The sequence below is a fragment of the Cryobacterium luteum genome (genome assembly GCF_900110125.1).
In the GTDB taxonomy this organism is placed as follows: domain Bacteria; phylum Actinomycetota; class Actinomycetes; order Actinomycetales; family Microbacteriaceae; genus Cryobacterium; species Cryobacterium luteum.
The window spans coordinates 1-18,861 of sequence record NZ_FOCN01000011.1 but is presented as its reverse complement, the minus strand read 5'-3'; the positions used below and the strand labels follow the sequence as shown (position 1 = coordinate 18,861).

The window sequence follows — 18,861 nt, the reverse complement described above, 5'->3', positions numbered from 1 at the left end:
GCATTGACCGTGTCCCACCTTCTTTTCGAGGAGTCTCATGGAAACCTGGCCCGGAACCGCCTATCCCCTCGGCGCAACCTTCGACGGGAGCGGAACAAATTTCGCCCTGTTCAGCGAAGCCGCCCAACGCGTCGAATTGTGTCTCATCGACGAAAACGGCGGTGAGACGCGCATCGAAGTGCGCGAATCATCTGCTTATATCTGGCACTGTTACCTGCCGCTCGTGCAGCCGGGCCAGCGCTACGGCTATCGGGTACACGGCGACTACAACCCGGCGGCCGGTAACCGGCTGAACCCGAGCAAGCTACTGCTTGATCCTTATGCCAAGGCGACGACCGGTGCCATCGACTGGGACCCGTCGTTGTTCTCCTACGACTTCGACGACCCCGACTCGCCCAACAATGAGGACTCGGCCGCGCACATGATGCTCGGCGTGGTCGTCAACCCGTTCTTCGACTGGACCGGTGACCGGTCCTTGCGCACGCCCTACAGCGAGTCGTTCATCTACGAGGCTCACGTCAAGGGCCTGACCAAACTGCAGGACTCCGTGCCGGAGTCGCAGCGGGGCACCTACGCGGGCCTGGCGCATCCATCCGTCATCGACCACCTGCAAAAGCTGGGCGTGACCGCCATCGAACTGATGCCGGTGCACCAGTTCGTCAACGACGGCGCCCTGGTGGAGCAGGGCCTCAACAACTATTGGGGCTACAACACAATCGGATTCTTCGCTCCACACAACGCGTATTCCTCCACCGGTGACCTCGGCCAGCAGGTGCAGGAATTCAAGGGCATGGTGCGCAGCCTGCACACTGCGGGCATCGAGGTCATCCTCGACGTGGTCTACAACCACACCGCCGAGGGCAACCATATGGGGCCGACCCTCTCGTTCAAGGGCATCGACAACGAGGCTTACTACCGTCTGATGGACGACGACAAGCGCTACTACATGGACTACACGGGCACCGGAAACACCCTCAACGTTCGGCACCCGCACGTGCTTCAGCTCATCATGGACTCGCTTCGCTACTGGGTGCTCGAGATGCACGTCGACGGCTTTCGGTTCGATCTGGCCAGCGCCCTGGCCCGCGACCTATACGAGGTCGACAAGCTCTCGACCTTCTTCGAGCTCGTACAGCAAGACCCGATCGTTTCGCAGGTCAAGCTCATCGCCGAGCCGTGGGATGTCGGCCCCGGAGGCTACCAGGTGGGCAATTTCCCCTCCCAGTGGTCGGAATGGAACGGCAAGTACCGCGATACCGTGCGCGACTTCTGGCGCGGCGAACCGTCTACCCTCGGCGAATTCGCCTCCCGAGTAGCCGGATCAGCCGACCTCTACGAACACTCCGGCCGCCGCCCGATGGCCTCGATCAACTTTGTCACCGCCCACGACGGCTTCACCATCGCCGACCTCGTCTCGTACAACGAGAAACACAACGATGCCAACGGCGAAGACAACAACGACGGTGAGTCGCACAACCGGTCGTGGAATTCCGGCGTGGAAGGGACCACGGATGATCCCGAGATTCGGGGACTGCGCGCCCGACAGGCACGCAATTTCATCGCCACCCTGCTCCTGTCGCAGGGGGTGCCGATGCTGCTGCACGGCGACGAGTTGGGCCGCACCCAGCTGGGCAACAACAACACCTACGCGCAGGATTCCGAACTGACCTGGGTGCACTGGGCTGACGCCGATGGGCCGCTGATCGAATTCACGGCCGCTGTTTCCCGCCTGCGCCGCGAGCACCCGACATTTCGACGCAGCCGGTTCTTCGACGGGCGCCCGGTGGAGCGGCTGGCTGACGAATCGTTGCCCGACATCGTCTGGCTCAACACCGATGGTGAACCGATGGTGTCCGACGACTGGGATCAGAACCATGCCAAGGCGGTCGCGAAGTTCCTCAATGGCAACGGCATCCGCGAGCGTGACGTGAGGGGTCAGGACGTCGTCGACGTCAATTTTCTGCTGTTGTTCAACGCTGATGCCGGCGACGTCGAGTTCACTCTGCCACCCGACGAATACGCCCCGGCCTGGGAAATCGTCGTCGACACGGCCGGTGAAGGAGCGGATGCGATCGCCCGTCCGGCGGGAGCCATCCAGACCGTGGCTGGCCGCTCCCTCGTGGTGCTGCGCGCCTATCACGAGCCCGAAGTCGCGCCGGATCACTCGGTTGCGGCCTCACTGGCCAACGCCACAGGCCTGATCACCCTGCCCGGACCCAGCTGAGGCCGGGCCGGTGACCTTCGACACAGATTCAACGGCGACGGGACCCGTGGCCGTCCCGCTCTCCACCTACCGCCTGCAGATCACGGCGGGCTTCGACCTCGATGCCGCCGCGAGCCTGGTCGGCTACCTTCGCGATCTCGGCGCCGACTGGATCTACCTGTCGCCGCTGCTGCAGGCCGAAGCCGGATCCGACCACGGGTACGACGTCGTGGACCACTCAGTCGTCGATCCCGAACGCGGTGGGGCGGAGGCGCTCGACCGACTCTCTGGGGCTGCGCACCGGGCCGGGCTAGGCGTGCTCGTCGACATCGTGCCCAACCACATGGGAGTCGCGACGCCGCGTCACAACTCGTGGTGGTGGGACCTGCTGCAGAACGGCCAACAGTCGCGCTACGCCGAGGCCTTCGACGTTGACTGGGCGTTCGGGCACGGAAAGATTCGCATCCCTGTACTCGGAGATGGGCCTGCCGAGCTCGACCGGCTGGAGCTCGTCGACGGCGAATTGCGCTATTTCGACAACCGCTTTCCCGTCGCCGCTGGAACCGCCGACGACGGGGCGAGCCCGGCCGAGGTACACGAGCGTCAGCACTACGAGCTCGTGAACTGGCGTCGGGCCGACGCCGAGTTGAACTACCGCCGCTTTTTTGCCGTGAACAGCCTCGCCGGTATCCGGGTAGAGGTGCCGTGGGTATTCGAAGAGTCGCACCGCGAGATTCTGCGCTGGCTGCGGGAGGGTCTTGTGCAAGGGCTGCGGGTCGATCATCCCGACGGCCTCGCCGATCCGGCCGGTTACCTCGAAGCACTGCGCCTGGCCACGAACGGCTGCTACGTGCTGGTGGAGAAGATTCTGGAGGGGCCCGAGCAACTGCCAACGAGCTGGGCAACGGCCGGCACGACCGGATATGACGCCCTCGCCGACGTCGACCGGGTACTCGTCGATCCCGCTGGGCGAGACGCCCTCGACGCCCTCGAATCCCGCCTGCACGGCGATCCAGCCGCCACCTGGGCGACTCTGGTCTATCGCAACAAACGCGACGTGGCCGACGGCATCCTGCACTCCGAGGTACAGCGCATCGCCCGGCTCCTGCCCAACAGCGCGGCAGATGACGTCATTGCCGACCTCACCGCCGAGGCCCTGGCCGACCTGCTGGCCTGGTTTCCGGTCTACCGCTCCTACCTCCCGCTGGGGCTGGAGAGCCTGCAGGAGGCGGCGCGCCGATCGGCCGCCCACCGCCCGGAGCTTGCGGCTGAGCTCAACCGGCTGTTGCCGCTCCTCGGCGACCCGGGGCATCCGGCCGCGATGCGCTTTCAACAGACCTCGGGCATGGTGATGGCCAAGGGCGTCGAAGACCGCGCCTACTATCGGTTCAGCCGGCTGACCTCGCTCAATGAGGTCGGCGCCGATCCCGACGAGTTCACGGTGACTCTTGCCGAGTTCCACCACCGACAGCGCACCCGGCAGGCCGGATTTCCACACTCCATGACGACCTTGTCGACCCACGACACCAAACGTGGCGAAGACGTGCGAGCGCGCATCTCGGTGCTCGCCGAGATCCCCGCCGAGTGGGAGGTAGCCCTGGAACAGCTGCGGGCGGCGCATCCGCTCGGGGATGCGCCCTTCGAGAACCTGCTGTGGCAGGCGATCATCGGCGCCTGGCCGGCCGGCCGGGAACGACTCTCGGCCTACGCGCTCAAGGCGGCGCGCGAGGCCGGCACCTCCACCACCTGGACGAGCCAGAACATCGAATTCGAAACCAAACTCGACCACCTCGTCACGGCCGTCACCGAGCCCGGTCCCACCCGCGACCTCGCTACCAACCTGGTCTCTCGGGTGCAGCCGGCCGGCTGGAGCAATTCGCTCTCGCTCAAACTGATGCAACTGACCATGCCGGGCGTACCCGACGTATATCAGGGCAGCGAGCTCTGGGAATCTTCACTCGTCGACCCCGACAACCGGCGCTCGGTCGACTATGAGTTGCGCCAGCGGCTGCTCGCCCGCATCGACAGCGGATGGCTCCCTCCGGTCGATGAGACCGGCGCAGCCAAACTATTGGTCACGTGCCGGGCACTGCGCCTGCGGCGCGATCGGGCAGAGCTCTTCACCCGCTACGCCGCCGTGCCCGTTTTCGGAGCAGCCGCCACCCATGCCGTGGCGTTCGATCGTGGAGGAGCGATCACCCTGGCCACTCGGCTACCGATCGGACTGCTGGCCGGTGGTGGCTGGGGAAACACAACGATCGGCGTCGCCGGACGCGGCTACATGGACGTGCTCACCGGGGAACGTTTCACGGGTCCGATCCTGCGCGTCGCCGACCTGCTCGCGCGTTACCCGGTGGCGCTGCTGATCCCCGCCGAAGGCAATCGACGCGCCACCGACACTCCCACAGGACGACACGCATGAACGATCAGAAATTCGCCGTCTGGGCACCCGACGCGCACGCCGTGCAGCTGCAGCTCGGCCCCGACCGGCTCGACCTAGCGGCGCGAGACGATGGGTGGTGGGAGCTGCCGGAATCCGCTCGCCCGGCCGTCGCGGGTGAGCCGACCGTCGATGTCGATTACGGATTCATCGTTGACGGTCGCGGACCGTTTGCCGACCCTCGGTCGCGGCGCCAGCCCGCCGGGGTGCACGCACTCTCCCGTACGTTCGACGCCTCGGCCCACATCTGGCACGACGAGGGCTTCACCGGTCGACAGCTGGCCGGTACCGTAATCTACGAGTTGCATCTGGGAACGTTCACCCCGGAGGGCACCCTCGAAGCAGCCGCCGGTCGGCTCGACCACCTGCAGTCAATCGGCGTCGACTTCGTCGAGCTGTTGCCGGTGAACGCCTTCAACGGCACCCACAACTGGGGTTACGACGGCGTGCTCTGGTATGCCGTGCACGAGGGCTACGGCGGACCAGCCGCGTACCAGGACTTCGTCGACGCCTGCCATCAGCACGGCATCGGCGTCATCCAGGACGTCGTGTACAACCACCTCGGGCCCAGCGGCAACTACCTGCCGCAGTTCGGCCCGTACCTGAGCGAGGCCGCCGGCAACACCTGGGGTTCCTCGCTCAATCTCGACGGACCGCACTCCGACCCGGTGCGTCGCTACATTCTCGACAACGCGCTGATGTGGCTCGGCGACTACCACGTCGACGGCCTGCGCCTCGATGCGGTGCACGCGCTGCGCGACGCGAGCGCCACCCACCTGCTCGAACAGCTCGCTGTCGAGGTCTCCGCGCTGAGCGCCGAAACCGGGCGGCCGCGCACTCTGATTGCCGAATCCGACCTCAATGACCCTCGGCTCGTGACACCGCGCGAGGCCAATGGCTATGGCCTCGACGCGCAGTGGAGTGACGACTTTCACCATGCCGTACACGTTGCTCTCACCGGTGAAACCACCGGTTATTACGCCGATTTCGAGCCACTCGACGCCCTCGCCAAGGTGCTCACACACGGGTTCTTCCACGACGGCACCTACTCGAGCTTTCGCGAGCGTACCCACGGTCGACGGATCGATCTCGAACGGATGCCCACCTGGCGGCTCGTCGTCGCCTCCCAGAACCACGACCAGATCGGCAATCGGGCCGTCGGTGACCGGCTCAGCAGCCAGCTCGACTCCGGTCAGCTGGCGATTGCGGCGGCGTTGACCCTGCTCGGCCCGTACACGCCAATGCTGTTCATGGGCGAAGAATGGGGAGCCTCCACGCCGTGGCAGTTCTTCACCTCCCATCCCGAACCGGAGCTCGGTACCGCCACCGCAACCGGTCGTATCAGTGAGTTCGCCCGCATGGGCTGGGATCCGGACCAGGTGCCCGACCCACAGGATGAGCAAACCTTCGAGCGGTCCAAACTCGATTGGAGTGAAGCCGTAGAACCCGCGCACGCGCGCCTGCTCGGGTTCTACCGTGAGCTCGCCGTGCTGCGTCGGGCGCAGCCGGATTTCACCGACCCCCGGTTCGATCAGATCGCGGTGGAGTTCGATGCGGCTGCCGGCTGGTTGCGGCTGCACCGTGGCGGCACCAAGATCCTCATCAATCTCGGGGCCCAGTCGACTCAGATTCCGGCCGGGCGGGGTGACATTCTCGTGTCCTTCGCCACGAGCGGTGAAGCCGTGCAGGGCCGGCTGCCCAATGCTCTGCTGTTGGCCCCGCACTCGGTCGTCGTGCTCGCTTGAGCTGTTTCAACGACGCATCCAGTCTGGCAAGATAGGGCTGAACGCTGCACCCGCGGCCGGTGAGGATGCACCTGTGGATTCGTTTCTCTCGGCGACGACGACCGCCGCGCTCCAGCGGCTGCTGACCCTGCAAGCGGATGCCGACGGCTCGCCCCTGGAACGGCTGCGCGCCATCCGCTCGCTGCAGACCGCGCTCGAGCAGGACCCGGCGACGCTCGTGGCCGTTCGTGACGCCGTTTTGGCGAAGACATCGTGGAACGAGATCGCCGCTGCAACCGGTCTCAAGGCTCCGGCAGCTAAGTGGCGCTGGGGCGGCAGCGACGAAGAGATCAGCGCCCGCCTGGCAGCCGGTCGCAAGCGATCAGTTCGGCCGAGCAGCGTGCCGACGGACCTGCCCGGCCTGTCGGTCGCCGAGGCCGCGGCCGCCCGTGGGGTCAGCGCCCAGGCGATCTACCTGCAGGTGCGCCGCGGCACCCTGGTCAGCCGCACCGTTACGCTGCCCGACGGTCGCAGCTACAAACGCGTCTTCCCGGCCGGCGCGCCGGATGCCGGCCCAGACACTGTTGCAGCCTCTGCCGCCCCTGGCTCCTCACGGTCGGCTGCCCCTGAACCTGCCGCCGGCTCCTGACCGGCCTGCTGCCGACCACTGCCGCGTTCTACCGCCATTTGCCCCGCCCGACCTCAACGGAGATGTCCCACCATGACCCACAACCCTGCCCCCACCACCCTCACGATCGACCGCCGCGCCGACCGGGTGCACGTTGAGCTGAACCGTCCCGACGTGCGCAACGCGATCGACCAGACCATGATCGACGAACTGCACGCGGTCTGCGCCGAGCTGGAGCTGCAGCCGCGTATCCTCATCATCAGCGGCGCCAACGGCGTCTTCGCCTCCGGCGCCGACATCGCCCAGCTGCGCGAACGCCGCCGCGACGATGCCCTGCTCGGCATCAACTCCGGACTGTTTTCGCGTATCGCGCAACTTCCGATGCCCGTCATTGCCGCGATCGACGGCTGGGCGCTCGGCGGCGGGGCTGAGCTCGCCTACGCGGCCGACTTCCGCATCGCGTCGACGAGCGCGCGGCTGGGCAACCCCGAGACGGCGCTCGGCATCCTGCCAGCCGCCGGCGCGCTCTGGCGCCTGGCCGAGCTCGTCGGAGAGCCGGTGGCCAAAGAGATCATCCTCGCCGGGCGCATTCTGAGTGCCCCCGAATGCCTCGCCGTGCACCTGGTCACCGAGGTGCACGATCCGGAGGATCTGCTCGCTGCCGCACACGCTCTGGCGGATCGCATCGGTGCGCAGGATCCCCTCGCGACCCGCCTGGCCAAGGAAGTCTTCCACGCGCCGCGGGCGGCGCATCCGCTCGTCGACAACACAGCCCAGTCGATCCTGTTCGAGTCCGAAGCCAAGTTCACCCGCATGGATGCCTTCCTCGCCCGCCGCAAGCGCTGAGCCGATTCAGGAGTACCCGCGTGAGGGCGCGTCTGGCAGCCGAACACCGTCGTGCACGATCGCCTACCAACGGATTTGACCTCGGGGTGAATTCAGGAAATTCGGTCCGTCGCGATCTCGGCGCCGCACTGATCCGGGCTCGTCTGGCTGTCGCCCGGGCGATTTGCTGAATTCACCACGGGCCACGCTCGTGATTAGATGAAGTGGTTGCGGACCGATTCGTCGGCGCGCACCTGATCGGGGGAATCATGACACTGGTGAATAGTTCGGCGCCCACCCGCTCGCGGGACGTAGCAGCAGCGGCAACCCTTTGGCTGCCCGTCGTGGCGGTGGTCGTCACGTGGTTGCTCTGGATTGATCGGCTTCCCAGCGTGCTGCCGAGGCAGTGGGGGAGTGACGGCGCGGTCAGTTCTACGATCCCCACGTGGGCTATGGCCGTGATTGCGTTCGGGGTGAGCCTGGGTGCTGCGATTCTTGCGACCGGCTGGCTTCGCGAGCGCCGTGCCCCGAATCGGCGCCAGGTCTACGTCGGGCTCGGCTTCGCCGCCGGCCTTGCCTCCTCGCTGTGGCTGATGACGGCCGGTATCACCATCGACGCCGGCGATGCCGAGCCCAAACTGGGTGCCTGGCTTCTGCTCACCTTCGCTGCCTGCGGCTATGGAGCGCTACCGTACTTTTTGGCGCAGAAATGGATGCCCCCGGTTTTACCTGAACCGCCGACAACAGAAAACGACAACTCAAAAATCGACCTGTCCATGCCCTGGAGCACGCTCGTGACGAGTCCGGTGATTGCCGTCATCGGCGGTGGCGTCGTGCTGGGCGGGGCAGTGGCCATCTTCGTGCTGCTGACCGATGCGCAGCAGACGCTCGCGGCCAGCGTTATGACGGGGGTGGTCGTCGGTGTGATCCTACTGGTGACGCTCGTCTTTGTGCAGGTTCGGGTCACCGTCGACGGTCGTGGGCTGAGTGTGGTGTCGCGGCTGTTGGGCATCCGTTTGAAGAAGGTCTCGCTCGACCAGGTGGAGTCGGCGTTTGCCGACACCGTGAGCGCGCTGCAGTACGGCGGCTGGGGCTACCGCCTGACGAGCGGGCGCACGGCCGTGGTGATGCGAGGTGGGCCGGCCCTCGTGGTCAACCTGCGCCGCGGCAACCAGTTCGCAGTGACGGTCGACGAGCCGCACACCGCCGCCGCCCTGCTGAACGCACTGAGGGCTGCGAACCCGTCGGTGCGCTAGTCCCGGGCCCACCCTATGGCCCGGGGCCCAGTCTATAAACTGGGCCCGTGGACGGGGCCCGGGCCCCGTCCGCAAGGCGGGGGTCAGGGAGTCGCGGAGGTCGGGCGGGCCACCTCGTAGCCGCCGGCGGCGTAGATCGTCGTGAAGTCGACTCCGGGATGCAGCGCCGCCGCCACGACCTGCGCCGACGTCCACTCCGCGGGCAGGCCGCCAGCCGAAAGGTCGATCACGAGGTAGTCCGGCAGCGGATTGGGGTTGCCGAGCCAGTAGACATCCGTTCGTTCCACGAGATAGTTCATGAGCCCGATATCCGATTCGACCACGGCCCCGTCGGGCACGACGCGCAGCGCGGCCGTCGCGGCGGCTGCGCGAGGCGTCGAAAAATTGGCTGGTACATCCGTCAGTTTGAACAGCGGCAGTGTCGTGGCGAGCACCACGGCGGCCACAATCGAAACGGATGCCGCCTTCCGTCCGAATCCGCGCAGCCAGCGCCGCCGACTGCCGCGGGCGAGCACGATACCGTCGAGGGCGGCGGCGAACACGATCGGCATGAGCACCGCGCTGTACTGCCAGGTGGGACCCCAATAGCCGGAATTGTCTGACAGAAAGCGCCAGGCGAGCGTCGGTACCAGCACGAGCATGAGCGGCGACCGAACCGCGATCAGACCACCAGCCACCAGGAGCAGCGCCAGGGTCACGCCCTTTTGCGGCTGCAGCAGCGCGGCCGGATTGGTCAGAATAGCCAGCAGGTCGATGCTGCTCGAATAAGCCCAGGCCCCGTTTGGGTTGAGCAGCGGCAGAATCACCAGGCTGGCCAGCGCGAACCAGCCGACACCCCAGACGGCCAGCCACACTCCGAGCGGATGCCGGCTGCGCACGGCCAGCACGATGCCGAGGGCGGCGACGGTGAGCCCGAGGTCTTCCTTCACGAACACCAGCGGCATCGCCCACAGCATCGAGGCCACCCACTTGCGCAGCAGAAAAGCGGTCAGCGACAGGGCCAGCAGCGGCACGGCGAAGGCGATCTCGTGGAACTGCGCCTCCACCGCGCCCTGCAGCCCCCAGCTGAACGCGAACGCCAACCCGAACAGCGTGCCGGTGGTAGACCCGAGCAGACGAATGGCTGCAGAGGTCAGGGCAGCAGCGGCGAGGCCGAACAGCGCGTTCTGCACCACCAGAAGGGTGAAGGCGTGCGGAAACACCGTGAACACCGGCCCGAGGAGGACCAGAAGCGGATGAAAGTGGTCACCGAGCAGGTTGAAACCCTCGCCCTTGATGGTGACGATCGGCGCCTCGAGGGCCGCGTATTGCCGGGCGAGCTGGGTGAAGATGCCGAGATCCCACGAGGGAGCGGCCAGACTGCGCCACTGCAGCGCCGAAAAGACGCTGTACAGCGCGGTCGTCATCAGCCCGACCGCTGCGGGTACGAGGAGTGGCCGAAGCTGCCCGCCGCGAAATCCCCTCATTCGACCACGCTAACGCACCCGCGCGGCTGACCATGTAGCGATACAGGACCTTTGGCCCTGTTCCGCCGGTCAGCGACGGCGCAGACTGAGAGCGTGCCGCCGACAATGGCACGCTCGGAGATCGCATGACACTCACTTGCCCGTTCTGCCGTTCGCAAGCCCGACTCAGCCCCAACCCGGCCCACGCCGAGCGTAATTCGCTTCCCGTCTACCTGCTCAAGTGCTCCGGATGCGACCACACCAGTGTGCGCGTCGCCGCGGTGCGCGCCCCGCTGTCCGCCGCGCACGTCTGACATCAACGACGCCTAACCGTCACCATCCCCGCGGCGTCCCCAGACGCCGCCCTGAACCGAAACACCTTCGCATCCCCCGTGCGAAGGTGTTTCTTCTGCCCGACGACCTTACAGGTCCGCCAGCAGGCTCACCGGGTTCTCGATGCAACGGGCCACATAGGTGAGGAACCCGGCCGCGGTTCCGCCGTCGCAGACGCGGTGGTCGAACACCATTGACAGTTCCACGACGGTGCGCACCGCGAGTTCGTGATCCACCACCCAGGGCCGTTCGATCATGCGCCCGATTCCGAGGATCGCCGCCTCCGGGTGGTTGATGATCGCCGCCGAGCCGTCCACGCCGAGCGAACCGAAGTTGTTCAGGGTGAAGGTTCCGCCGGTGAGGGCGCTCGGCGCGAACGTACCGTCGGGGGACTGCGCCACCAGGGCAGCAATAGCGTCACGCAGCCGGCGGGTGTTCATGGCGTGCGCGCCGTGGATGACGGGAACCATCAGCCCGCGCGATGTCTGAGCGGCGATGCCGAGGTTCACCGCCCCGTGCTGCAGAATTTCCTGGCTCGCGGTGTCGACCGAGGAGTTGAGCACCGGGTACAGCCGCAAACCGGCCACGACGAAACGCGCGATCAGCGCCGTCACGCTGAACCGCTCGCCGGTCGCGGTGAGCAGCTGGTCGCGGGCCGCGAACAGCGCGGTCGCGTCGACGTCGAGCCAGATCGTGGCCTCCGGAATCTCCCGCCGCGACGTGGTCAGCCGCTGCGAGACCACCTTGCGCAGTCCGGAGATGGGGATGCGAATATCAGCACTAGCGTCGGAGGCGACGGGTGCGGTCGTGGTGCGCTGGGCAGGCACCGCAGCCGGCGTGCTGAGGTGGCGAAGGTGATCCTCGACGTCGCTGCGCAGCACGAGACCGTTCCGGCCGCTGCCGGCCAGCATGCTCGCATCGAACCCTTTCTCGCGCGCCAGCCGGCGTACGATCGGCGACACGACGGGGGAGCTGCGGATCGGATCGACCGTGCTGGACGAAGTGATGGCCGGGGACACGTGGGCCGGGGAACCGGATGCCGCCACCGCGGCCGGGCGCTCGGCGCGCGACACAGCCACCGGTGGTGCCGGTGGGGCCGGTGCCGTCGGTGCCGTCGGTGCGGGCGGAGCCGCCGGTTTCGGCGGTGCGGGGGCATCCGCTGCCCGCGGGGTGCCGAAGCGGCCAGCGGCAACTCGCCGCGCCGGTCGAGTGCTCTCGGTGGTGCCATAGCCCACCAGAACGGCGCCGGACCCTCCGGTCGGGGCTGCGGTCGCCATGGCGGCGGGAACGCCGACGACTGCCGGAGCGGCCGGCGCGTCGACAGCATCCGCAGCATCCGCAGCATCCGCAGCAGCCGGATCGGCCACGGTCAGCAGCACCTGCCCGGCGTGGATGATCTGACCGGGCTCACCGAACAGGCTCGCCACGACGCCGCCGTAGGGTGACGGCAGCTCCACGATCGATTTGGCCGATTCGACTTCGACCACGGCCTGATCGATGACGATGGTGTCGCCGGGGGCGACCAGCCAGGCCACGATCTCGGCCTCGGTCAGGCCCTCGCCGAGGTCGGGCAGCAGAAACTCGCGGCTCATCAGGACCATTCCCAGGTAGAGAGTGCGGCCAGAATACGGTCCGGGGTCGGCAAGAAGTACTCCTCGAGTTTGGGCGACGGGTACGGAATGTCGAAGCCGGTGATGCGCAGAATCGGAGCGGCCAGGTAGAAGAAGTTGCGCTCGGTGAGGCGGGCGGCGACCTCGGCGCCGTAGCCGCCGAACTGCGCGGCCTCGTGCACGATGGCGGCCCGGCCGGTCTTGCGCACGGATGCCCCCACCGTCTCGTCATCGAAGGGTGAGAGCGACCGCAGATCGATGACCTCGATCGAGAGCCCCTCATTCGTTGCCTGTTCGGCCGTGGCGAGGGCGGTCTTCACGGTCGGACCGTACGCAATGAGCGTGACATCGGTGCCCTCGCGCAGCACCTTCGCCTTGTTCAACGGCTCGGTCTGCACCGGCAGGGCGAGCGACGCTTTGCTCCAGTACCGGCTCTTCGGCTCCATGAAGATGACCGGGTCGTCACTGGCGATCGCCTCGCGGAGCATGGAATAGGCGTCGGCCGGGTTGGACGGGCTGACCACCGTGAGTCCGGGCGTTGCCGTCCAGTAGGCCTCGGAGGAATCGGAGTGATGCTCGACGCCGCCGATATCGCCGGCGTAGGGAATGCGAATGACGATCGGCAGCCCGATCTTGCCGCGGGTGCGGTTGCGCATCTTCGCCACGTGCGACACGATCTGCTGGAATGCCGGGTAGCTGAACGCGTCGAACTGCATTTCCACGACCGGGCGCAGGCCGTACATGGCCATGCCGATCGCGGTACCCACGATGCCGGCCTCGGCCAGCGGGGAGTCGCTCACCCGGGTCTCGCCGAATTCGGCGTAGAGCCCGTCGGTGACCCGAAAAACGCCGCCGAGCGGTCCGACGTCTTCGCCGAACAATACGATCGTCGGATCGTCGACCATGGCATCGCGAATGGCCGCGTTGAGGGCGGCGGCCATAGTGAGGTTTTCCGGCGCGCGCACAGAGGTGCCGGTTTCCAGAGTCTGCTGCGGGCTCATCGGGTGCTCTCTTCGGTGTTCGTGCCACTCAGCGCAGCGGATGCCGAAGCATCCCCGTCGAGTTCGGCCGCCAGGAAGGCGCGCTGCTCGGCCAGGGCGGTGCGAGGGGTGGAATAGACGTGCTCGAACAGTTCGAGCGGATCGACGACCGCCTGATCGGTCATACATTCCCGGGTGGTCGCGGCGAGTTGCTCAGCGACGGCCGCGATGTCGGCCCGCGCCTCGGTGGAGAGGGCGCCTTGCGCGACGAGGTATTTTTCCAGGCGCTCGATCGGGTCGCGGCTGCGCCACAGGTCGACGTCGGCGGTTTTGCGGTACCGGGTGGGGTCGTCCGAGTTGGTGTGGGCTTCAATGCGGTAGGTGAGGCCCTCGATCAGGGTGGGGCCGCCGCCGCTTCGGGCGCGGTGCATGGCCGCCGAGATGACGGCGTACATGGCGGCGACGTCGTTGCCGTCGACGTAGTAGCCGGGCATGCCGTACCCGATCGCCTTGTCGGCGATGGTGCGGCAGGCCATCTGCTTGTCGAGGGGCACGCTGATGGCGAATTGGTTGTTCTGCACGACGAAGACCACGGGAGCCTGCCAGACGGCGGCGAAGTTGAACGCCTCGTGGGCGTCGCCCTCACTCGTGGCGCCGTCGCCGAGCAGGGTGAGGGCCACGGTGTCGTCGCGTTTGAGCTTGGCGGCGGTGGCCAGGCCGACGGCGTGCAGCGCCTGGGTGGCGAGCGGCGTGGCCTGCGGGGCGATCCGATGCTGCTGATAGTCGTAGCCGCTGTGCCAGTCGCCGCGGAAGGCGGCGAGGATGTCCTTCGGCTCGACGCCTCGGGTGAGCAGCGCGATGCTGTCGCGGTAGGTCGGAAACAGCCAGTCCTGCGGCGAGAGCGCGGCGACCGCGGCGATCTCGCACGCCTCCTGGCCGAGGGCGGAGGGGTAGGTGGCCAGTCGCCCCTGTCTCGTGAGGGCGGTGACCTGCACGTCGAACCGGCGGGCGATGACCATCTGTCGATAAAGACCGAGGAGGGTATCGACGGCCGGCAGCCTGAAGCCGCCGCTCTCGCTTTCGGCAACCGCGTGACCGGTGTCGTCGATCAAACGAAGGGGTGGGGGTGCCAGCACCGCCGTCAGCGGCGTGCTCTCGACATTGAGGCTCATGAGGCAATGTTGCGCCCTTTTGGCGCGGTGTGCTGCGCCTTTTCGTAGTTGTGAACGATTGGCCGAGCAGATGCCAGACGGCGGCCAAACGGAACGATGAAACCGTGAATCAGTGCCAAGCGTCCGGGGTGGAGCCGGGGGCGTGACCGATGATTTCGTCGAGAATCAGGTGCGAGCGGGTGGAGATCACACCCGGCATAGTGTGGATGTCGCGCAAAATGGCCTGACTGAGCTGCTCATGGTCGGGAGCACTCACCGTGAGGATGATGTCGATGTCACCGCTCACCGCCTGGGCCTTCTCGACAAACGGCAATCGGGCCAGCTGGGCGGCGATCTCGCCCCAGGCGACATCGCCGATCTTCACGACGACGAGCGCCGATACGTTGAGTCCGAGGGCCTTGCGGTCGGTCTGCGCGCCGAATCCGTTGATCACGCCGTGGCTGATCAATTTCTGCACCCGAGTGTGGGCGGCGGTGCGGGAGATGTGCACCAGCAGGGCGAGTTGACGCATCGAGAGACGCCCGTCGCGGCTGAGCTCGGCGATGATCTGGCGATCCGTGCTGTCGAGTCCGGGGTGGGGAGGCTGCGGCTGCGTCATGGGCTTTCACACTACCGGCGCGGGCAGAGAAGCGTGCAGGGCGCGCAGGTAGTGATTCTTCGGCCAGTGGCGCACGCGGCGCGGCAGGCGCGGATATATCAAGCGGATGCCAGCCAGCACCCGGTTGAATCGCCGCTGGTGCCGCGCCGACCAGGGCAGGTCGAACAGCACCCGTACGTGCGAAGGCAGCAGGCCGGCCGTCATCAGCCGCGCCAGGGGGAGGGCGGCGCGATACCAGAGCGGCGCGGTGCGTGAGTGCAGCAGGTCGTGCGCGACGGCGCGGGTCCTGGCATCCGTTGTGAGAAGTGCGAGCTGGTCGTTCCAATAGCGGCGGAACGCGGTGCGGTCTGCCGGCCAGAGTTGTGCTGGCACCTGCAGCGAGGTGCCCAGGCGGGAGTACTCGCGATAGACCGCATCGGCCGTTTCCTCGTCGAGCGGGCCGTACAGCCGACCATGCAGGTCGGTGGCGGACTCGTACAGCGTTGCGGCGACCCAGAGCTGCAATTCGGGGGTAAAGGCGTTGTACCTGGGAGCGGTGCCATCGGAGTGCACCGGGACGTGCGCGTGGTTGACGCGCGCGGCCATCGCAGCGGCCAGGTCGGCATCACCGAACACGGTGGCATAGACATAACTGAGCGTGCCGTTCAGTCGGTCGAGCGGCCTGGCGGCGAAATGGCTGTGATCGGCGACGCCGTGCCCGATCGCCGGGTTGGCCAGCTGCAGCAGAATGGCGCGGCCCCCGGCGGCGATCAGGACGCCCTCGCCGGCCACGCCCTGCATGCTCTGTGCCCGTCGTGCGCTCACAGCTACCTCCCAATAAACATACAGAACCCCGTGACAGTGTGAGCCTATTCGGTCGGGCTGAGTCTAGGCCTCGGCTTAACGCCCGAACAGGGGTTGATGAATATTTGGGTTTTGGGGAATACGACCGCCTTCTATGCGCTTGCATGTATCCGAGGGCGACAATTCCTGGGCCCACACACTTGAGGAGAACTTCTATGAGCGAGACCACCGTAACGAGCATTCCGGGCTACAAGGCCGGCACCTGGACCATCGACAAGACTCACAGCTCCGTCAGCTTCAGCATTCGTCACATTGTCATCAGCAAGGTCAAGGGCACCTTCGATGATTTCGACGCCACCTTCGTGACCGGCGAGAACCCGCTCGAAACGAGCGTCACCGCCTCCGCCAAGGTTGTCTCAATCAACACCAATGAGCCCAACCGCGACGGCCACCTGCGCACCGGAGACTTCTTCGACGCCGAGACGTACCCGACCATCGACTTCGCGTCGACCGGTATGCGTGAAGTCAAGGGCGAGTACCTCGTCGACGGCAACATCACCATCAAGGGCGTCACCAAGCCGGCCACCTTCGAATTCGAGTTCGGTGGCTTCGGCGGAGACCCCTACGGCAACTACAAGTTCGGTGCCACGGCCAAGACCGAGGTCAACCGCGAAGACTTCGGCCTCACCTACAACGCAGCACTCGAAACCGGCGGCATGCTGCTCGGCGACAAGGTCACCATCACGCTCGAACTGCAGGCCGCGCTCAACGCGTAACCCGTAGGTTTTTGAGCAGGGCCCCACTTCGGTGGGGCCCCGTCTCGTTAACGAACTCCTGCGTCAGTGGCCCGTGACGCCCAGCTCGAGCATCCACTCGGTCAACCGTCGGCGCAGTTCGGCACCGTCGAGGTCGGTTCTGCCGAGGTCCTGGTAGTTGGGCGCCCACGTTTCCACCCGGGGGTAGGCCTTCAGTGCGGCGAAGTGGTCCCAGAGCGCCACGTTGGGTGTGGGGGAGCCGAATGCCTCGTCGTAGGTGCGCGTGAACTCCTCGGCAACCGTTGCGTCATAGAGAAAAACGAGGTCCTGACGACACCAGGCCAGATCGTAGCCACGCGGCGCCAACCCGGCACCCGACCAATCCACGATCCCGGTGAGCCTCTCCTGCTGCCAAACGGTGTTGCCCGACCAGAAATCGTTGTGGGTGAGCACGCGGGGTTCGCCGGCGAGCTCGCGCCACAGCGAACGCAGTGGTGAATCAGCCCTCGGTTCGGTGAACAGATCGGGAAGCGCCGGATCAGTGGCCAGCGAGTGGATGCGCGCGAGCGCTGCTCCGAGCTGCCGCGCAAAGTCGTGCGGGTCGGTGGGGGTGATCGAGGCTCGACCCGGCAGCAGGGTCGTGACGATGAGCGGGCATCCGCTGTCAGAGTGCGCTGTGCTGTCACCGTGCGCTGTGCTGTCAGAGTGCGCTGTGCTGTCACCGTGCGCTGTGCTGTGAGAGTGCGCTGTGCTGTCACCGTGCGCTGTGCTGTCAGAGTGCGCTGTGCCGTCTGGGTCGGCGGCGAGCAGGTGCGGGGCGAGGTCCCCGAGCCCGCCGAGCCCGGCGAGAACGCGAATTTCGCGGCGCACAGCGTCGTCGCCGGGCGGAAACTGGCGCAGCACGAACTCGGTTCCGTCGCTTGCGGCGACGACGGTCGTTGTGGCGTGGGTGCCTCCGGGCAGCGTGCGCACCCAGTGCAGCTCGCTGACGCCGAGTTCTCGGGCAGCCCATTTCAGAACGACCGCAGACGGAGTGACGGAACTCATGCTGTAACGCTAACCCCGCCGCGGCGCGCGTCAGACCGGACGGGAGTTTTTGCCGTCGAGCCACAGCTCGACGGACTCGTCCCGATGCACGCCGTCGGTGCCGACGTGCTTCTCGCTGATCGTCGTGCCGTTCTTGATTACGTAGACCAAGGCCATCGCGTGCCCGCGGCCGAGGCCGTAGTCGGCCTTGAGCCAGTCGACGATGGCGCCAGCCTTCGTCGCGGGGTCATCGAGACCGCGCTCGTGTGCCAGCGCGACCAGCGCACGCGGCGTCAAACCGGTCTTGTCTTCGATCGCCGTGAGATAGGCCTGAAAGGACATCGGGTCTCCTTGTTTTGCGTTGGACCGCGGAACTGGTTACAGCACCAGGCAGATGAGCTGCGATCTCGCCGAGTCGGCGCCGCGGGCCTGAGACGTGGGCTGAGATCTTGTCTTTTACCTCAGGCATGCCGTGTCGTCACTACGGTACCTGTCCCGTCAAACCTTCGTCCAGTGCGTCAGGTCGGAAATATCGTTTGACAGGCAGACCCGGGCAGTCCGAGATAATTCCCGCTGGCCGCTGGCCGCTGGCCGCTGGCCGCTGGCCGCTGGCGGGCTGGCGTGAGGCTTGAGGCTTGAGGCTTGAGGCTTGAGGCTAGACGCTAGTTGGCGGGCTGGATGGTAAGCCGGTGGGCTGGTGCACAGATTTGTTCCAGTTGGATGGTTCGGTGGGGGTGGCGGCACGGTTCTGGCCGGCGGGGCGCCAGGTTTGGGTGGGGTCGAAGAGGAGGGGGCCGCGGATCCAGGGTCGGCCGTTTCGCATTTGGATGTTCCAGCCGGAGGTGTCGATGCTGGAGTGGGCGGCGTTGCAGATGAGCACGGCGTTTCCGATGTCGGTGGGGCCGCCTTGGTTCCACGGGATGACGTGGTGGGCCTGGGTGTGTTGGGGTGGCACGGTGCAGCCGGGGATGACGCAGCCGCCGTCGCGGGCGGCGAGGGCTCTTCGTTGTTGGGTGGTGAAGAACCGGTTGCTGGTGCCGAGGTTGAGAATCGTGCCGGTGTGGCCGAACAACACGGGTTGGT

Annotated in this window: 17 protein-coding genes; 8 read left to right on the top strand and 9 right to left on the bottom strand. The window is 66.6% G+C overall.

All coding sequences use genetic code 11. The annotated features are described in order from the left end of the window. Nucleotides 1-37 precede the first annotated feature (37 nt). The 6 genes from glgX (at nt 38) to BMW72_RS11675 (ending at nt 9,076) form a co-directional block, all read left to right on the top strand. Nucleotides 38-2,224 carry a glycogen debranching protein GlgX gene (gene glgX, locus BMW72_RS11700; protein WP_092110759.1) on the top strand — a complete coding sequence of 729 codons (2,187 nt, stop codon included), beginning with the start codon at nt 38-40 and terminating at the stop codon, nt 2,222-2,224. A 46-nt stretch (nt 2,225-2,270) separates the two neighbouring features. Further along, nucleotides 2,271-4,625, top strand: coding sequence for a malto-oligosyltrehalose synthase (gene treY / locus BMW72_RS11695; protein ID WP_092110920.1), 2,355 nt, complete (start codon nt 2,271-2,273; stop codon nt 4,623-4,625). Next, nucleotides 4,622-6,388: a malto-oligosyltrehalose trehalohydrolase gene (gene treZ / locus BMW72_RS11690; RefSeq protein WP_092110757.1), complete on the top strand. Its 1,767-nt coding sequence runs from the start codon at nt 4,622-4,624 to the stop codon at nt 6,386-6,388. Before treY ends, treZ begins: the two co-directional genes overlap by 4 nt. Before the next feature lie 73 nt (nt 6,389-6,461). Continuing rightward, a complete protein-coding gene (locus tag BMW72_RS11685; protein WP_092110755.1) occupies nt 6,462-7,016 on the top strand; it encodes a hypothetical protein in 555 nt (184 codons plus the stop codon). 72 nt (nt 7,017-7,088) lie between these two features. Next, complete coding sequence (locus BMW72_RS11680) at nt 7,089-7,841, top strand: enoyl-CoA hydratase/isomerase family protein (protein WP_092110753.1); 753 nt, start codon at nt 7,089-7,091, stop codon at nt 7,839-7,841. Between the two features lie 248 nt (nt 7,842-8,089). Beyond that, nucleotides 8,090-9,076 carry a hypothetical protein gene (locus BMW72_RS11675; protein ID WP_134360326.1) on the top strand — a complete coding sequence of 329 codons (987 nt, stop codon included), beginning with the start codon at nt 8,090-8,092 and terminating at the stop codon, nt 9,074-9,076. Between the two features lie 83 nt (nt 9,077-9,159). Here BMW72_RS11675 and BMW72_RS11670 read toward each other — a convergent pair whose 3' ends face one another. Further along, a complete protein-coding gene (locus BMW72_RS11670) occupies nt 9,160-10,542 on the bottom strand; it encodes a DUF2079 domain-containing protein (protein WP_092110749.1) in 1,383 nt (460 codons plus the stop codon). Nucleotides 10,543-10,667: 125 nt separating this feature from the next. Between BMW72_RS11670 and BMW72_RS18755 the strand changes: the two genes are divergently transcribed. Further along, nucleotides 10,668-10,835, top strand: coding sequence for a hypothetical protein (locus tag BMW72_RS18755; RefSeq protein WP_166787635.1), 168 nt, complete (start codon nt 10,668-10,670; stop codon nt 10,833-10,835). Nucleotides 10,836-10,943: 108 nt separating this feature from the next. On the opposite strand, the gene BMW72_RS11665 is transcribed toward BMW72_RS18755, so the two are convergent. From BMW72_RS11665 to BMW72_RS11645, 5 genes are all read right to left on the bottom strand, one after another. Next, on the bottom strand, nt 10,944-12,446 hold the full coding sequence (locus BMW72_RS11665; protein WP_092110747.1) for a dihydrolipoamide acetyltransferase family protein: 1,503 nt from the start codon (nt 12,444-12,446) through the stop codon (nt 10,944-10,946). After that, complete coding sequence (locus BMW72_RS11660; protein ID WP_092110745.1) at nt 12,446-13,465, bottom strand: alpha-ketoacid dehydrogenase subunit beta; 1,020 nt, start codon at nt 13,463-13,465, stop codon at nt 12,446-12,448. Before BMW72_RS11660 ends, BMW72_RS11665 begins: the two co-directional genes overlap by 1 nt. After that, complete coding sequence (pdhA, locus tag BMW72_RS11655) at nt 13,462-14,616, bottom strand: pyruvate dehydrogenase (acetyl-transferring) E1 component subunit alpha (protein ID WP_092110743.1); 1,155 nt, start codon at nt 14,614-14,616, stop codon at nt 13,462-13,464. The genes BMW72_RS11660 and pdhA overlap by 4 nt, the downstream gene beginning before the upstream one ends. A 109-nt stretch (nt 14,617-14,725) precedes the next feature. Beyond that, nucleotides 14,726-15,214 (bottom strand): Lrp/AsnC family transcriptional regulator, encoded by a 489-nt coding sequence (locus BMW72_RS11650; RefSeq protein WP_092110741.1) that lies wholly within the window; start codon nt 15,212-15,214, stop codon nt 14,726-14,728. A 6-nt stretch (nt 15,215-15,220) separates the two neighbouring features. Continuing rightward, the gene (locus tag BMW72_RS11645) at nt 15,221-16,018 is read right to left on the bottom strand and encodes an oxygenase MpaB family protein (RefSeq protein ID WP_241983754.1); all 798 of its coding nucleotides are present in this window, start codon (nt 16,016-16,018) and stop codon (nt 15,221-15,223) included. A 194-nt stretch (nt 16,019-16,212) separates the two neighbouring features. Between BMW72_RS11645 and BMW72_RS11640 the strand changes: the two genes are divergently transcribed. Next, entirely contained in the window at nt 16,213-16,773 is a 561-nt protein-coding gene (locus tag BMW72_RS11640) for a YceI family protein (RefSeq protein WP_092110737.1), read from the top strand. A 63-nt stretch (nt 16,774-16,836) separates the two neighbouring features. Here the strand turns inward: BMW72_RS11640 and BMW72_RS11635 are convergent, their stop codons facing one another. The 3 genes from BMW72_RS11635 to BMW72_RS11625 all read right to left on the bottom strand — a co-directional run. Further along, nucleotides 16,837-17,799 carry a phosphotransferase family protein gene (locus tag BMW72_RS11635; protein WP_092110736.1) on the bottom strand — a complete coding sequence of 321 codons (963 nt, stop codon included), beginning with the start codon at nt 17,797-17,799 and terminating at the stop codon, nt 16,837-16,839. A gap of 30 nt (nt 17,800-17,829) precedes the next feature. Next, on the bottom strand, nt 17,830-18,120 hold the full coding sequence (locus BMW72_RS11630) for a DUF4287 domain-containing protein (RefSeq protein ID WP_092110734.1): 291 nt from the start codon (nt 18,118-18,120) through the stop codon (nt 17,830-17,832). 313 nt (nt 18,121-18,433) lie between these two features. Next, nucleotides 18,434-18,861 (bottom strand): HNH endonuclease signature motif containing protein (locus BMW72_RS11625; RefSeq protein ID WP_139175912.1); only part of this gene is annotated, 428 nt, incomplete at its 5' end.

Bases quoted from the DNA above. Each gene is read 5' to 3' on its own strand.
- BMW72_RS11630 (WP_092110734.1), bottom strand. From the start codon at position 18,120: ATGTCCTTTCAGGCCTATCTCACGGCGATCGAAGACAAGACCGGTTTG.
- BMW72_RS11635 (WP_092110736.1), bottom strand. From the start codon at position 17,799: ATGAGTTCCGTCACTCCGTCTGCGGTCGTTCTGAAATGGGCTGCCCGA.
- BMW72_RS11680 (WP_092110753.1), top strand. From the start codon at position 7,089: ATGACCCACAACCCTGCCCCCACCACCCTCACGATCGACCGCCGCGCC.
- BMW72_RS11660 (WP_092110745.1), bottom strand. From the start codon at position 13,465: ATGAGCCCGCAGCAGACTCTGGAAACCGGCACCTCTGTGCGCGCGCCG.
- glgX (WP_092110759.1), top strand. From the start codon at position 38: ATGGAAACCTGGCCCGGAACCGCCTATCCCCTCGGCGCAACCTTCGAC.
- treZ (WP_092110757.1), top strand. From the start codon at position 4,622: ATGAACGATCAGAAATTCGCCGTCTGGGCACCCGACGCGCACGCCGTG.
- BMW72_RS11670 (WP_092110749.1), bottom strand. From the start codon at position 10,542: ATGAGGGGATTTCGCGGCGGGCAGCTTCGGCCACTCCTCGTACCCGCA.
- BMW72_RS18755 (WP_166787635.1), top strand. From the start codon at position 10,668: ATGACACTCACTTGCCCGTTCTGCCGTTCGCAAGCCCGACTCAGCCCC.
- BMW72_RS11675 (WP_134360326.1), top strand. From the start codon at position 8,090: ATGACACTGGTGAATAGTTCGGCGCCCACCCGCTCGCGGGACGTAGCA.
- BMW72_RS11640 (WP_092110737.1), top strand. From the start codon at position 16,213: ATGAGCGAGACCACCGTAACGAGCATTCCGGGCTACAAGGCCGGCACC.
- pdhA (WP_092110743.1), bottom strand. From the start codon at position 14,616: ATGAGCCTCAATGTCGAGAGCACGCCGCTGACGGCGGTGCTGGCACCC.
- BMW72_RS11665 (WP_092110747.1), bottom strand. From the start codon at position 12,446: ATGAGCCGCGAGTTTCTGCTGCCCGACCTCGGCGAGGGCCTGACCGAG.
- BMW72_RS11650 (WP_092110741.1), bottom strand. From the start codon at position 15,214: ATGACGCAGCCGCAGCCTCCCCACCCCGGACTCGACAGCACGGATCGC.